The organism is Mucilaginibacter sp. L196, assembly GCF_009765905.1.
GTDB lineage: Bacteria > Bacteroidota > Bacteroidia > Sphingobacteriales > Sphingobacteriaceae > Mucilaginibacter.
On the sequence record NZ_LMUO01000015.1, the window covers coordinates 279,562 to 295,755 of the forward strand.

General features: G+C 37.7%; 9 protein-coding genes. 3 read left to right on the top strand and 6 right to left on the bottom strand.

Annotated elements, in window-relative coordinates:
- The first annotated feature begins 1 nt into the window (after position 1).
- Complete coding sequence (locus tag GSQ74_RS12225) at positions 2–616, top strand: phosphatase PAP2-related protein (RefSeq protein ID WP_158993636.1); 615 nt, start codon at positions 2–4, stop codon at positions 614–616.
- Here GSQ74_RS12225 and GSQ74_RS12230 read toward each other — a convergent pair.
- Genes GSQ74_RS12230 through GSQ74_RS12240 form a run of 3 tightly spaced genes read right to left on the bottom strand, consistent with a single transcriptional unit; the run spans position 613 to position 3,494 of the window.
- Positions 613–1,686 (bottom strand): glycosidase, encoded by a 1,074-nt coding sequence (locus GSQ74_RS12230; protein ID WP_158993638.1) that lies wholly within the window; start codon positions 1,684–1,686, stop codon positions 613–615. The two genes, GSQ74_RS12225 and GSQ74_RS12230, sit on opposite strands and share 4 nt — an antisense overlap.
- Positions 1,679–2,467 carry an HAD-IIB family hydrolase gene (locus tag GSQ74_RS12235; protein ID WP_158993640.1) on the bottom strand — a complete coding sequence of 263 codons (789 nt, stop codon included), beginning with the start codon at positions 2,465–2,467 and terminating at the stop codon, positions 1,679–1,681. Before GSQ74_RS12235 ends, GSQ74_RS12230 begins: the two co-directional genes overlap by 8 nt.
- Before the next feature lie 31 nt (positions 2,468–2,498).
- The gene (locus tag GSQ74_RS12240; protein WP_158993642.1) at positions 2,499–3,494 is read right to left on the bottom strand and encodes a type I phosphomannose isomerase catalytic subunit; all 996 of its coding nucleotides are present in this window, start codon (positions 3,492–3,494) and stop codon (positions 2,499–2,501) included.
- Positions 3,495–3,676: 182 nt separating this feature from the next.
- On the opposite strand from GSQ74_RS12240, the gene GSQ74_RS12245 reads away from it, so the two are divergent.
- Positions 3,677–4,744 (top strand): DUF6515 family protein, encoded by a 1,068-nt coding sequence (locus GSQ74_RS12245; protein ID WP_158993644.1) that lies wholly within the window; start codon positions 3,677–3,679, stop codon positions 4,742–4,744.
- 296 nt (positions 4,745–5,040) lie between these two features.
- On the opposite strand, the gene GSQ74_RS12250 is transcribed toward GSQ74_RS12245, so the two are convergent.
- On the bottom strand, positions 5,041–8,703 hold the full coding sequence (locus GSQ74_RS12250; protein ID WP_158993646.1) for a CheR family methyltransferase: 3,663 nt from the start codon (positions 8,701–8,703) through the stop codon (positions 5,041–5,043).
- 126 nt (positions 8,704–8,829) lie between these two features.
- On the bottom strand, positions 8,830–9,957 hold the full coding sequence (locus GSQ74_RS12255) for a GAF domain-containing protein (protein ID WP_158993648.1): 1,128 nt from the start codon (positions 9,955–9,957) through the stop codon (positions 8,830–8,832).
- A gap of 272 nt (positions 9,958–10,229) precedes the next feature.
- Between GSQ74_RS12255 and GSQ74_RS12260 the strand changes: the two genes are divergently transcribed.
- Complete coding sequence (locus GSQ74_RS12260) at positions 10,230–13,352, top strand: AsmA family protein (protein WP_158993650.1); 3,123 nt, start codon at positions 10,230–10,232, stop codon at positions 13,350–13,352.
- A gap of 904 nt (positions 13,353–14,256) precedes the next feature.
- On the opposite strand, the gene GSQ74_RS12265 is transcribed toward GSQ74_RS12260, so the two are convergent.
- A complete protein-coding gene (locus tag GSQ74_RS12265) occupies positions 14,257–16,164 on the bottom strand; it encodes a 7TM diverse intracellular signaling domain-containing protein (RefSeq protein ID WP_158993652.1) in 1,908 nt (635 codons plus the stop codon).
- Between the last annotated feature and the right edge of the window lie 30 nt (positions 16,165–16,194).

A 16,194-nucleotide genomic window follows, 5' to 3' on the forward strand; every position in this document is an offset into this window, starting at 1 on the left:
TTTGTCAATAAAAGAGAGTTGGAAAGAAACCATCAGTAATACATCTGATAGGACTAAATTGATCATTGGTTCGGTGTTGATATTTATCATCATAGCGCTGATGCCTCAATTTTTTAATAAAATTGAACAACGTAATGGCGTTGTACTGCACGATTGGGTATTAGCCACCATCCCTCCTCATAACGTTTCCGTAGCTATATTTATCGTTATCTGGGGTATGGGGTTGCTCATTTTATACAGAGCATTATATAAACCGAGAATTTACATAATATATGTTTGGGCACTGATTGTAGTATGCCTTGTTCGTATGGCTACCATTAGCTTTGTGGCGCTAAACCCTCCTATCGGCCTGATACCATTGGCAGATCCGCTTACTGGTGTTTTTTATGGCGAAGCTAGTATTACTAAAGATCTTTTCTTTTCGGGCCATATAGCAACCCTTACGCTAATATTTTTATGCCTTGATAAAAAATCGGATAAGATGATAGCCCTGGGGGCCATCATCACCGTTGCCTGCCTTTTATTAGTGCAGCATATACATTATTCTATTGATATTTTGGCATCGCCTATTATCACTTATACCTGCTTCAGGTTAGCTAAATATTCCTTGTTTTAACCGGGCAATTCATCCGGAATATCTAAACGGGCTACGCCTATCCTGTCATCAGCCATTCCGTAGTAAATGTCAAACCTATTGGGCATGCCTATATCATCACGCCTGTCTATCCCCGTAGGGAAAACAACATCAGCAATTAATCCAACACGTTCCTCTGGCAGCTCAGGCTTTATTATTGGTTCAGTCGATCGGTATAATATGTTCGTAGGCTCCTCCCTATCTAATATCATTATTCCGGCTGAATAACATAGTTGTGTTTTCTCGCTGTTTGGTATGGGTATTTCACTTACACCGTGGTAAAGTATCATCCAACCTAAATCAGTCATAACAGGTGGTGTTCCACAGCCTATTTTTAATTTCTCCCAATCAGCCTCAGGCGCGGCCAACCGTTCGTGCGACGTAAAACTTGCCCCTTTCGCTGGCAGATGTGTAGCTGTATCAAACCTGCAATAAGAAATCCAAATGCTTTCACACTCGCGATCAGTTTCATGATGACCATGTTTTGCTTTAATCTCTTCAGGGCTAGTACCCGGAAATATCGGCCGATGTAAAAGTCCCATTTCATCATGATTGTTGGGATTTTTTATAAGCAGTGGAAATGTGCACGAGTCTTTATCATCAACGCCTTCAAACTTTATCTTTTCATAGTGTGTAAATCTTGCCAGTCCAATTCGTTCCCAGTTAATTAAATCATTTGAACGGGCAATGGCTATCCGTGGGCCGTTAGGTCCAAAAGCCACATAATTCATTACATAATGATTCAGCGGTTCAACAAATGTTATACGGGGATCTTCACACCCACCGCCGCCCGGCCTTAACTCATAGTCTGCTTCCGGCTGCAATGCGATACCTAAACGTTCAACATCAATGGGGTCGCCCGCATCATTAAATATTACCCTTGCAATACCTATACGCGAAAAGTTCCCTTTAGCCACCATACGCGGAAACAGATACAGATGGCCATCCTTACCGCGGATTGCCGCAGGATTGAGGACACCTTCTATCTCCATCGCATCGCCATCTTCAGGCTTCATAATTATACCTAAACGCTGTAATTTAAACTCACCCATTTTCTGTCTTCTTTGTTGGTTTTAATTTTACCGGTTTACCGCCCAGGCATGCTATAATAGCTTCAATTACACGCTTAGTTTCATCAGGATCACGCACTTGAATACAATCGGCACCAGTTGTGCGTGCCGGGTGATCATTACCACCCTCAAACAAAGCATCGCCTATAAAAAGCATCTCGCTTATTTTAATATCTAATACCGATTTTAATTTGCGGATGCCATAAGCCTTATCAATGCCTGGTTTTGTTATATCGATAGAAGTAGCACCGCCCATTTGTACTGAGAAACCAGAAAGCGTTTTATCCAGGATGGCTTTTATTTTTTTACGTTTTATAAACTTAGGATCCCAATTTTTTTTCGCGTCCAGTGGTGCCTTTTGCCCTAATGCCGAATAAGTAATCTGGCTACCTCTATCTTCAATTTGTTCACCCCAAGTTTTGGCAACTGTGGTTTTTGATTGTTTTATGGCCTCATTAAGCGCTGTTGTGATCTGCGTTTTTTCATCGGCAGTAAAATTTTCAGCGTAAAGCTCTTTCCAGCCATGTTTATAGCTGTAGAATTTAGTACCGCAGGTTGGCAGTATTGATAAATTTTTGAGGTGTTTTTCTTTAGTTAGGTGCAAGAGTACCTGTTTCTCAAATTGCGGCCAATCGCCGCCGGATATAATGGCAACTTTAACAGTATCAATCAGCCTGCTAAAAAGCGTAGCCATTTCCTCATCTAATGATGCTTTGCTTTGGGCAAGCGTACCGTCAAGATCAAATATTATTAATTTTTTCATATGATTTATATCCGTTAAAGGATAAGTAATTCTATTTACTGGTACTGGGTATCGCTATTTCTAATAGATTTATTTTTTCCTGCGGGATGCAATTAATCACACCGATTTCTGCCGGGAGTAAAACAACATCTCCTTTTTTTATGGGATATTTTGTCCCGTCGAAATCCAGTTCGCCTTTGCCTTCGGTACAAACGAGTATCCGTGGTTCGTCTTCTGCACCTACTGTAAATTGATCGGTAGTATTCATTCGCCACATAATAAAATGCTCGTTATTAAAATACTCCTCCCGGGTTACTTTACCATCAGCAATATTTTTAGGCTTAACAGGATCAATATCGGTTAAATTAAAATCGATACATGCTAATGCTTTATCAATCTGCAATTCGCGTGGTTTGCCGGTTTTGGCATCGGTTCTATCCCAATCATAAAGGCGATAAGTTGTATCACTATTTTCCTGCACTTCAAAAACCACCACATCAGCTAAGGTATGTACGGTACCGGAGTGGATAAATACGCCATCCCCAGGTTTAGGGATAAAGCTGTGGATGCAATCTGCCACTTTGTGGTCTGCCAGGCCTTTGCGTAAGTCCTGCTCGGTAGTGCCTGGTGTTAACCCTGCATAAATTTTTGCTTTAGGCCCGGATTCTATTACAAACCAGGCTTCTGTTTTACCTGTATCACCTTTAGGGATGTATTCCTTTTGATCATCAGATGGATGAACTTGTACAGATAATACCTCTTGTGCATCCAAAAATTTCAACAAAAGGGGAAAACGGTCAAATTGTCCGGCTAATCTGCCCATTATACTTTCGGGGTATTGTTCAAACAATTGCGTTAATGTGTACCCTTGGTATAAACCTGCGTTTACAACGCTTGTATGATCGTCGCGATCGCTTAATATCCAGGCTTCTCCAACAGGGCCTTCGGGCAATGGCTCCGTTAATAAATGGCTTAGTCTTCTACCGCCCCACAGCCTATATTGGTAAATTGGGGTAAAAAAAAGAGGATATAATGTGGACTCGTTCATAATTCTAATCGGTTAATACAACACAACAAATATTTGCCAATTATGTTGGTCACATGTTTGTTATAATGATGTTTAAATATTGGCTTGATACTTGTACTTAAATTATTAAGATTGTATTAAACCTTTTAAATTTTAATACGTCTATAAATCATCAGCACGATCGCTGAACAAATATTTAGATTATGAAAAGGGTATATAAAAATTTGATTTTCTTAAGCATAAGCGGACTATTATGTTTGTTTTTTGCTCTTCCTGCTAACGCTCAACACCGCGGTGGCGGAGGTGGCGGCGGTCACTTTGGTGGCGGCGGTGGTGGTCATTTTGGTGGTGGTGGCGGTGCACACTTTAGCGGTGGTGGCGGCGCTCGTTTCAGCGGCGCAAGTCGTTCAAACGCTGTTCGTAGCACATCTGCGGGCCGCTCATATTCATCAGCAGCAAGAGGTAGTTACGCAGGCAGAAGCTATGCAGGGCGCGCCGTAGGTGGCAGAAGCTATGCAGGACGTGCATATGCAGGCAGAGGTGGTTATGCTGGTAGAGGCTATGCCGGCCGTGGTTATGGTGGCAGGGGCTTTTATGGCCGTGGTTATGCTGGCTTTGGATATCATGGTTATTTTGGCCGCGGTGGCTTTTATTACCACGGAGGTTTTTACAACAGCTTATATTATCCACGCCTTGGTTTTAGTTTAGGTTTTCTTCCCTTCGGATATTATTCATTCTACTGGGGAGGCTTGCCATACTACTACAGCAATGGCTACTATTACGAATATAATGATGACCAATATACTGTAGTTGAACCACCTGTAGGTGCCGAAATAAGCACATTGCCGTCAAAAGCACAATCAATTGTGATCAATGGTCAGCAATACTATGAGTTAGACGGTGTTTATTATGTAGCTATTACTAAAGACGATGGATCATTGGCTTATGAAATAGCAGGTAAAGACGGAGAGTTAAATACAGATGGTGGTGATCAGGGTGCTCCTCCAGCAGGTAACGATCAGGGTTATAGTGCCCCTAATCAATCTGCAGCACCTCAGGATAATCAGGTTGCTCCGCCAAGAAATGGTTCAGCAGATTTGCAGATTGGTGATGTTGTACAATCATTACCGGTAGATTCAAGGGGTGTTACAGTGAACGGTCAACGTTTATTTGTATCTCCTGATGATGTTTACTACAAGAAAACACGTGATAACAATAACAATGTGGCTTATAAAATTGTAGGCCTACCATCAACAGATCCTAACAACTAATAGTAAATTAATATAGAATTTAAAAGGGTGAGCATTATTGTTCACCCTTTTTTGTTGAATTTCCTTAGAAACTATCTAAAAACGATTGAATATTGTTTTTAGATAAACACAAAAACAAAGCGTCATTGCAAGGTACGAAGCAATCTCTACATAGGCAAGGCATTTAGAGAGGTATGAACCTACAGAGCAGCTCTGTAAAGTATAGAGATTGCTTCGTACCTCGCAATGACGATAGTTTTATCATTTTTAGACAGCTTCTTAGAAAGGCATAGCTCTAGGGTACGCCTGCTTCTCTATTATTCGGGTATTACAAACCAAAAGGAAGAGCCTTTGCCCACAGCACTTTCGATAGCTATTTGACCATTATGCTGCCTTATTATTTCTGCCGATATGTAAAGGCCCAAACCTAAGCCTGCATAACGCTGCGAATCTTCATCAACACGATAGAAACGATCAAAAATTAGCGGCAGTTTATCTTCTGGTATACCTATACCGAAATCTTTTACGGATACTTTGACACCTTCATCAACCTTTTCAATTGAAACAATTACCTTATCAGCATCAGGTGAATATTTGATAGCATTTGAAATCAAATTAATTATTACCTGTTCCAGGCGGTTTTTATCGGCATGCACTTCAATATTACGATAACCTTCGATAGTGATTTTGTGTTTAACTGAGTCGTTTTGAATTTCTTCAACACATTCTTTCAGCAATTCGTCAAGCACAAAATCAGTTTTCCTTAATACCAATTTCCCTGATTGAATTTTGGTTACATCAAGCAAATCTTTTATTAGTTCAGTTAATTTATCAACCTGTTTAATGGCTTTTTGTATAAATACATCTACTGTTTTAATGCTATCACCTTTAAGCGAAGCCCGCTCCATAATTTGCAGTGCTGCTTTAAGGCTGGTTACCGGCGTTTTTAGCTCATGGCTGGCTATGCTTATAAACTCATCTTTTTTATTAAGTAATTCGCGGGTAGCTTCGTCTATTAATTTTTGAAAGGTAATATCAAGCAAAGTCCCTATAAAGCGGATAGCTTCACCATTTTCATTAAAATAAGCCCTGCCTTTACCTTTGAGCCACCTTATTTTTCCATTAATTGGTATGGTACGATACTCTGCATCAAACTGACCGGATTTTACATCGCCCAGAGCTTCTAATATTTTATCCTGAACTATTTTACGGTCATCGGGATGGATTACATTAGAAAATACTGCTGTATCAACTTCCTCGTTAGGAGAAACGTTATAAATTTCTCTACAGCGTTTATCCCATATCAATTCTTTAGTTTGAGGGTCATAATCCCAGGTGCCTAATCCTGCCGAATCAACTGCAAACTTTAGCCTTTCTTTACTTTCAATTAACAAGCGTTCAGCCTCAGCTAGTCCTGCTTCTACCTTGCGCTTATCACTAATATCCTCTATTGATAAAAGTATAAGCTGCTCACCATTTATATTTTCAATTTGCCTTGCATTAAGGCACATATCTTTTTTACCAATTACCGGGAACACGTGCGTTACCTCAAAATCTTCGGTAATTTTATTAGCTGGTAATATACTTTCTAATAAATTACGCAGTTTAGGAATGTCCCACTGTTGATTACCCAATTCATAAATATACAGGCCTTCGGTTTCTTTTTCGGTAGTTTTAAATTTATTGTAAAAACCGCCTGTAGCTCTTTTTATACGCAGATCCTTATCCAATATCAATAAAGGATCGCGTATGGTATTTACAATCCCTTCTGTATATAATCGGGAACTGTTTAATTGATCGTTTCTGCTTAACAGTTCCTTATTAACAATCATTATTTCCTCATTGGTACTTTGCAATTCTTCTTTAGAAGTTTCCAATTCTTCATTGAGGCTTTGCAGCTCTTCACTGCCTGATAGTAATTCTTCGTTAGCGCTTTGTAATTCTTCGTTAGCGGTTTCCTGCTCTTCAGTTATCGCGCGCATATCGGCACGTACCTGCATTAACTCTTTTTCAAGCTGCTCAATACGAATTTCACTTTCGTTGTAGTTTACATTTTCGGGATTGGTATTAAGCTCGATAGCGGCTTGTTGTATTCCTGTTGATGAAGCGTTTTGAAAAACAATAAGATAGTATGGTTCCGGAGTATCTTTTAATGGAAACGCATAAACATTTACGTAATGCTGTAAGCCGTTCAGCTTAAAAAACACCGCAAACTTTCGTGCCGGTAAGCCCGTCTTTTTAGCAAGATGAAGAATGTTACGTAGTTCAAATGAAAGGCCTTCGCGCGCCATCTTTAAAACGTTAAAACTTGGTTTACCTGTTGGTGGTACTAACCATGTTTCAGTTACGCCTCTAAATTGAACAATGTCAAACCTTTCATTCACCAATACAGAGGGTGGCATAAAGCTATTAAGCATGGCTTCATCAGCCATTTTAAAAATATCCTTGTTATCGTTTTCCCTTTGCGCCCCTTTATCTATCTCCCTAAATGTTTGTTCACGCCCATTAGTAGCCACACTCATAAAACGCCCCAACGGGCCTTTACGAATATATATTTTTTCATTACTGCTATAAGCGGTAAAAATATCAGTATTGCTACCTATACTTTCAGATTTACCAAGCATCAGGTATCCATCTGCAACTAACGAGTAGTGAAAAGTTGTTAACGCCCGCTTTTGCAAAACGGGTTCAAGATATATCATCACATTCCGGCAGCTAACCAAATCAATTTTGGAAAATGGAGGGTCTTTTAATAAATTATGATGGGCAAATACACACATATCACGTATGCTTTTACTTACCTGGTAATTTCCATCCAACTTAACAAAAAACTGCTGTAACCTTGAAGTAGATATACCATCCAGTTCGCTTTGCCTATAAATCCCTGTTCGTGCTTTAGCTATTGCCGTTTCAGATATATCGGTAGCGAATATCTGTATCTTCATCACACTGGCCTTATCGCCTAGCTGCTCTTGCAGGCATATAGCCATTGAATATGCTTCTTCACCGGTAGCACAACCTGCAATCCAAATCCTCAGTGGATCATTTATAGTTTTTTTATCTATAAGTGCCGGAAACAGGGTACTACATAACACATCAAAACTTTGCGTATCACGAAAAAAATTGGTTACCGAGATCAGCATGTCATTATATAAGGCATCCTGCTCGCTTTTATTCTCGCGTAAAAAGCTTAAATAATCATTAGGCTTTTCTATTTTACTTAAAGCCATACGCCTTATTATGCGTCGTTTAAGCGTACTTTGCTTATAATAGGCAAAATCAACACCACGGCGCACACGCAAAACTGTTAATATTTGCTTAAAGGTTTCCGCATCTTGCTGTGGCAGGGTATTATCAACCTCCGCCGATGAATAGTCAGCGTGAAAAGGATGATTTATAGTTATAAGTTTTTCAGCGATCCCCTCTGGCGGTAAAACAAAATCCACAGCACCGGAATCTATAGCACTTTTAGGCATACTATCAAATTCAGCGGTGCCTTCATCCTGGGCAAAGGTTAACCCTCCATATGATTTAATTACCTGTAAACCAAGCGTACCATCGTTAAGTGCACCTGATAAAATAACCCCTACAGCAAAACTTTGGTGCACTACTCCTAACGAAGAGAAGAACAGATCAATAGTGTTACTCTTTTTATGATTTTTATCTAACGGGGCCAATTTAAGTACGCCATCGGTAGTGGTAACCACCTTATTGCTGGGAATAATATATAAATTATCTGGCTCCAGATGAATATTATCTGTGATTTGCTGTACCGGGAACGGCGCAAACTTTTGCAGTATTTCAGGTAATATACTTGTATGATTCGGGCTTAAATGTTGAATAAAAACATAAGCCATACCCGACTTAGGTGGCAGAGCCTGTAAAAAGGCCTTAACGGCATCTAATCCGCCTGCAGAGGCCCCAATGCCAACAACGGGAAACGGCACAACTGAAGTATCGGAACTATTTAGCTTAGCCATTAAATTTGTACTGATTATTACTTATGCAATATGAGAAAAAAGGATCGTGTTAATGCAATATAAAAGTACAAGTAATAAACAGGCTATTTGTGTTGAAAGAAAAAAATAAACTATGTAATTAAGTAACTATAGCTTTACATTAACCATGTTGTTTTCAATATCAACAACCACGTTTTTAATTTTTTCATCTAAATTATTAACAGCCATTTCTAAATATGGCAAGTAATTGCCGGCCATTTCATAACCATCGTCTTTAATAAGGCTCATTAAGCCCATAATAGTAGTTAAAGGCGCACGAAACTCATGTGCCTGTACATGTGCTATACTTAATAATGATTCGTTTTGCTGTATAATTTTTTGCTCTCTAACCTTACGTTCGGTAACGTTGCGTATAAGGTACGACATGCCAATTATCTCATTGTTTTTATCCAGCGCGGGCTCAAATGTGGCATCCCACCATATAATGCCCAGCTTTTCGCCATAATCGGTCGATCCTTCTTCTATATGCCTCGTGCCTTTTATCGCCCGGTTATAACCATCAATGAACTTGCTAACAAATTCAGGTGCTATATAGGTTACAAACAGATCACCTCGTTGCACATCGGTTTTATGAGCGTTTTTGATGAAATTATAAGCTGTTTTATTAAAATCAATAACCTCCCCGCTTTTACCTAACAAAACCTGGAATGTATTCGAACTTTCGAAAAATGAGCGAAGCCTTATATCCGCATCCTGTACATACGCCTTTTGAGCTTCTACTTCCTTTAAGCTTTCTTCTAAATTTAACGCCCTGCACTTTAACTCTATAGTTTTCATAGTCTGGCGCGCTATTATTTTAAACATATGTACCTGATTTTCATCCAGGTTACCCGGCTTGGTATCCAGCACACATAATGTACCTACTTTTTGGCCGTCACAAGTACTAAGCGGCACTCCCGCATAAAAGCGCAAATTTGGATTACCTATAACCGACTCATTATTGGCGAACCGCTCATCGGCGAGAGTATCAGCAATGATGAAAACATCATCCTGCTTAATGGTGTACGAACAAAAAGTATCTTTACGGAGAAAAGTTTTTATTTCGCCAACTATATCTTTAGGGTCTTTCTTTACCTTAAAATATTGTGTATCGGCATCTAAAAAAGAAATTACTGCCGTAGATGCTTTGGTAATAGCGCACGCCAGATCGGTTATCTCCTGCAATTCTTTATCAAGCTCTAGGTCTAATCCAACAAAACGTAATATTGCTTCCAAATTCTTATTTAATTAAAAGGGGAAATGCTTTTTGTGTGATACCATTATTTAAGCCTTACCTACCAACCATTTTGTGTTGAACAAAACCTCGTGAATTTATTACGTTATCGGGCACATATTAGTTTTACAAGTATTGTCTTAGTTACAGTTTAATGCCAATTTAAACACAACAGTTGTGAGAAAAATGACGCTTTCCATGTCATCATTAATTTTTATATTTTTACGAAGCTTTCAGGAGCCTTACTTTATTGCTGATTCTCTAATTAATCTATATGAATCCATCCATTAAAAAATGGTCATTAAAAACCCTTAAAATTTGCGGAATAACATTTGGCGCATTACTACTTCTCATGGTTTTGCTGCCTTATCTTTTCCCGCAAACCATTACCAATAAAATTAAAACATGGGCAAATAGCAATATTAATGGTCATATTTCATTTTCAAACACCAGTCTGTCCTTTTTTAAACGCTTCCCATCGCTTACCCTTACTTTATATGATGTTACCGTAAAAGGAAGCGCACCATTTCAAAATGACACATTAGTTGCAGCCAAGGATCTTTCATTGGGGGTTGATCTATCATCTATATTTAAAAGCCGGATAAATATCAATAAAATATACCTTAACAATGCTTTAATAAATATACAGGTTGATAGTAGCGGTAAAGCGAATTATAACATTTACAAAGCATCAAAAGCTAATACCAGCGCTAATGCCGATACCAGCAGCGCATCGTTAGGTATTGATCAGATTTTGATAGAAAACAGTAAACTGGTTTACAACGATTTGTCTTTACCCATGAAAATTAACGCCCAGGGATTTAATTATACCGGAAGCGGAGACCTTACCAAAGATATTTTCGACCTGCATACACATACTAGTATTAAATCGCTTGATTTTAATTACGGGGGCCAGTCATATGTAGTTAATAAGAGTGTGAATGCGGATTTAATAACTAAAATTAACACAAAATCACTCGCTTTTATATTTCAAAAAAATGATTTGATGATAAACCAATTGCCTGTAAAATTTACGGGCAAATTCGGCTTTATAAAGGATGGTTATGATATGGATTTCGAAATAGAGTCGCACCAAAGCGATCTGAGTGATATTTTTAGCGCGTTACCCTCCTCCTATCAAAAAATGTTCGAAAAAACCGACGTTAATGGCACCGGTGTTATTCAGCTTGCTTTAAAAGGAAAATATATCGCCCAAACTAATACAAAACCAAATTTGAGTATGAAGTTTAGTATCAGGAACGGTTATATCGCTGATAATAAAACACCTTCTCCGGTTCGTAATTTATTTTTAAATATGGAGGCAAACGTACCCGGTTTAAACCCTGATAGCCTTTATGTAAATATTGATTCTATCTTTTTTAATATAGATAAAGATCATTTTAGTTCGGTGATAAGAGTTAAGGGATTAAAACGGCCTTATATATATGCTAAAATAAACACCGAAATAGATCTCGAAAAATGGAATAAAGCATTCGGTATAAAAACTGTCGACCTAAAAGGCAGGTACTCACTTCACTTATTGGCTGAAGGTAAATATGCTACAGGAATTGTTCATACAGGCACCATTAGAAAAAAGACAGATACTGTTATTACCAGTATCCCTAAATTCACTTTAACCTCATCATTTAGCAACGGATATATAAAGTACGCATCGTTGCCACAATCGGTTAACAACATTAGCTTTAACATGAGTGCGAATTGCCCTGATAATGATTATAAGCATATTACCTTAAGTATTGACAACATATATGCAGCAGCCTTAAACAATTACATAAAAGGTTATTTTAAGCTTGGTAATGCTGCCAACTTCCCGATTGATGCTGCTTTAAAGATTAAGTTTAATTTATTAGACATTAAACAATTCTACCCTATTACTGGCACAGATGTTACCGGGGACCTAAATGCCGACATCAAAACAAAAGGAGATTATATCCCTGCTAAAAAAATATTCCCGGTTACCGTGGCTAACATTAGCTTGCATAATGGTTCTGTTAAAACAAAATATTACCCACACCCTATACAAAACATTGAGGTTAATACCAGTATTGTAAATAATACGGGCACGTTAAAAGGCACCAAAGTATTGGTTAAACCAATATCATTTGTATTTGAGAACGAACCATTTACGTTAAAGGCCGATTTGCATAACTTTAATGATCTGCAATATAATATCACCTCGTACGGCACTATTAATATTGGCAAAATCTACCAGGTATTTGCAATTAAGGGTTACAATGTAAATGGCACTATTGCTGCTAATGTATCATTAAAAGGAAAACAAAGCGATGCCCAGGCCGGCAGATATAATAAACTATTTAACTCAGGCACGTTAAAGGTTCAAAACGTTTCGCTTACATCCGAGTTATTCCCAAAACCATTTATCATCAAAAATGGCGTTTTTAGCTTTGATCAGGACAAAATGAACTTTGATTCATTTACAGCACAGTATGGCAAATCGGTAATGGTTTTAAATGGAAACTTATCGAACGTTGTTGGTTATGCTACCAACTCTAAAGCGGTGCTAAATGGCAATTTCAGCCTAACAAGCAATATGCTTAATGCCGACGATTTTATGGCTTATTCGGGCACTCCACAACAGGCAACTAAAGGCACTTCCGGTGTTATACTTGTTCCGCATAATCTTAATCTAAATTTTACTGCTGATGTAAAGAAGGTTAAGTATAACGGCATAGTAATTAAAGATGCAAAAGGACAAATGACCATTAATAATGGCAGTATCAATTTAAAAAATACCGGGTTCAACATAATCGGTACACCTGTTACTATGGATGCAACATACATCAGCACAAACCCGCAGACTGCTTTTTTCAACTACCACCTAACCGCTACAGACTTTGATATAAAGAAGGCTTATAATAGCATTAAGCTATTTCATGATATGGTAACAACAGCAGCCTACACTGAAGGTCTTGTATCTTTAGACTACCAGTTAAGCGGCAGGTTGAACAGTAATATGCAGCCTGTTTATCCTTCATTAAAAGGCGGTGGTACATTATCGGCCAAACAATTAAAAATACACGGCTTTAAGTTGTTTAGCAAAATTGGGAGTAGTACTGGTAAGGATAGCATTACCAATAACTCCGATTTATCTAAAGTAGAGCTTAAAACTAAAATTGCCAATAATATAATTACCATTGAGCGTACAAAAATGCGCATGGCGGGCTTTAGAGCTAGGTTTGAAGGCCAGGTTAGTTTTGATAAACAAATGGATATTAAGTTTAGATTAGGTTTACCACCACTGGGTATAATCGGTATACCCTTAACTATTACAGGTACTCAAGATAAGCCTAAGATAAAATTGGGTAGCGGCACTAAAGCTGATGAGTTGAAGGAAACAGCCGACAATGATCAATAGTAAAAAACCGATCTAATCTAATAAAAAAGGGCTCCGATATCTCGGGGCCCTTTTAATTTCTTATCGTTGCTTGTGATCTAATTATTTCGCGATACGGCTGCTTTTAGCAGGTACTAACGGAACAAGGATAACTGCGATCAAGATGGCAACTTCTAATACTACTTGCATGGTTTTTGGATTTAAATTTTTAACAATGTGATTAATATCTTTTTTTTAGAAGAGATCACTCTTGCATTGATGACCCTTTTGCAGGGTGATTAATGTAAGAACGACCGTAATCTTCCGTGCAGGATATGTCACAAAACATGCCATTAAAAAAATAAAATTTGGGCGACCGAAAACGCCCATTTTTGAAATCAATTAAAAATAAAATTCACTTGATATTTTGAGTATTTCGGCACTTTTTATCAATATTTTCGGATACAGACATTTAAATTCCTATCAATCAGGCTAAAATAGAGCTCAAAAAAATTTTTCCTTCAAAAAAGAATCATAAAACCTCATTTTCAAAGAATTATTCTCAAAAATAAAACAAAACAAATTTCGCGTACTTCGCAGAGATGTGATAAGCAAAAAATTGTGTCATCTAAAGGTCTGCTAAACAATAAATTCCTCTCCAAGTAATAAATACTATAAATTTATCGCTTTAAAAATATTTTTGCCATTTTGACACACGAACTGACATGATCATAAAAACTGCCAAAAAGCCAGTTAAATACACTGCCAAAAACTGCCAAAGCTCTTATCCATGGGGTTTATAAGTAATCTAAAGTAAAAAACAGGCCCAATTTGCAGTATGCCAAAAACATTTAACATATAACCCAATTATAATTTTGTTACATAATACACTGACAAAAGAAATGGTAACTTTTGTACGGTTTAAATGAAATAATACGGGATAAGATTATTGCTCCTCGATAACCAGCATACTCCAGCCCTTACTGCCAGCGTTGCTAAGCTCTTTCTTTTTATTATCCATAAGCTTTTTTATACGGGTACTGTATGCCCAACAAGTACTTTGGCGTATAGCAACAATTTCGGATAACTTATGAGATGATATTTTGCCTTTGGTTGAGTACATCAAAAATATCATATAGAATGCCTTATTTATAGGGATACGTGTATTCTGTAGTATAGTGTAAGCTATAACCGACTCCTCATAACCACATTTTGAACATCGCCTACTATATGGTAGATGGCCATGACTATAATGATCATTATTACACTTACGGCAGTTATAACCTTTTTCCCATTTAAGGTCTGACAGAAATTTAAAACAGGTTTCCCTATCAGGATATATTCTGCTGAATTCTTCAAAATCCACTTGGGCCGACATTACCCTATCATGCGTTACCTTTTCTATATTGGTATGTAAGGTAATATTGTCGTTCTCCAGCAATACGTTTATTCTTGAAATTTCTTCAGCCTGATCCTTTAATAATATATTAACAGATTTCAACTCTTCATTTTGCTCCTCTATTACCGCTGACTTTTCGACTAACTCTTTTGTTCGTTCACGTACCTGGGCTTCTAACTGACGATTAAGATTATCCTTAAACTCCTCATTCTGCTTCATTTGCCTGATGATACGGCGTTGGGCATAATCCTTCTTCTTTTTGAGGATACGTACCTTTTCACCAATGGCAAACGAAATAAACAGCATTTCCATTATAAAGCAAAAGCTAAGGCTATAATGCGTAATCGGGCCAAATGGCAACCATGAAACATCAAAGGCTATCAGTATTTTAATCAGAAAGCCTATAAATAGGAAACTGTATCCTACCACAAAAAAGCGTGCTGGCCAGTATCCTTTATTTAAAATGTAATAGCCTGTATAACAAGCTAAAAGCAATGGAACAATTTCAACTATACGATAATTGAACCAATTATTATCAACGGTTAAGCATAGCACAAAAAACACTGTACGTAACCCTATTACCCACCATATAAGTGTATTTAGTTTTGGGGCTTTAACCTTTACATATAATAAACTACGTGTAAATAGCATACCAAATATGCTGGCAAAAAACAGCGCTACACCGTAAGCATACTGATTCCAGACTGGCGAGTTTGGCCACAGATATTGATAAGCTATACCATCGGCACACATTTCGTACAAACCAATACTAAGGTTGTACATGATGTAATACAGGTACTGTGTTTGCCTGATGGCAAAAAACATCATTAAATTATATAAGCTGAATACCAGCAGCATCCCGTAAAAAACGCCAAAGAAAAAATATTCATCTAACGCATAGTGCACAAACCAACTTACAGAACGCAGTACTACAATAACATTTGCCGGTTGATGTGATTTTAAGCGGATATAGTAAGTATGCTCGCCATATAAATTGCTGTTAATATTAAGGCTAAAATTTTTATGCTGAAACAACCGTTGTGAAAATGGCAGGCTACTACCCATGCGGGTTGATGAGTAAGTATTATCTGCATTGGGCGAAAATATTTCTATATCATCCGTAGTCTGATCAAAAAACTCTAATAGCCAATTATTTTTGGTTGCTTTATCGTGGTTGATCTTTATACGATACCAATAAGTGGTATTAAGATCGGTTACTTTAGGATTGAAAATTGGGCTGGGTTTGAATTTTGAGAATACAGCAGGATTGTTTCTTATCTGACCGAGCGTTAATTTTCCGCTCTTATCTTCAAGCGTTTCAATCTCGTTGAATGAAAAATAATGCTGGGTGATGGTATCATTTAATGTTACTATTTTTTGCGCACGTGCATTTTCAGCAACAAACAAAAAGAACAAAACATTAATAAATAATAATCTTAGTAGATATTTACCCATATTACCCAATCACATATAAAAATCATTTCG

Bases quoted from the DNA above. Each gene is read 5' to 3' on its own strand.
- GSQ74_RS12230 (WP_158993638.1), bottom strand. From the start codon at position 1,686: ATGGGTGAGTTTAAATTACAGCGTTTAGGTATAATTATGAAGCCTGAA.
- GSQ74_RS12235 (WP_158993640.1), bottom strand. From the start codon at position 2,467: ATGAAAAAATTAATAATATTTGATCTTGACGGTACGCTTGCCCAAAGC.
- GSQ74_RS12240 (WP_158993642.1), bottom strand. From the start codon at position 3,494: ATGAACGAGTCCACATTATATCCTCTTTTTTTTACCCCAATTTACCAA.
- GSQ74_RS12245 (WP_158993644.1), top strand. From the start codon at position 3,677: ATGAAAAGGGTATATAAAAATTTGATTTTCTTAAGCATAAGCGGACTA.
- GSQ74_RS12250 (WP_158993646.1), bottom strand. From the start codon at position 8,703: ATGGCTAAGCTAAATAGTTCCGATACTTCAGTTGTGCCGTTTCCCGTT.
- GSQ74_RS12260 (WP_158993650.1), top strand. From the start codon at position 10,230: ATGAATCCATCCATTAAAAAATGGTCATTAAAAACCCTTAAAATTTGC.
- GSQ74_RS12265 (WP_158993652.1), bottom strand. From the start codon at position 16,164: ATGGGTAAATATCTACTAAGATTATTATTTATTAATGTTTTGTTCTTT.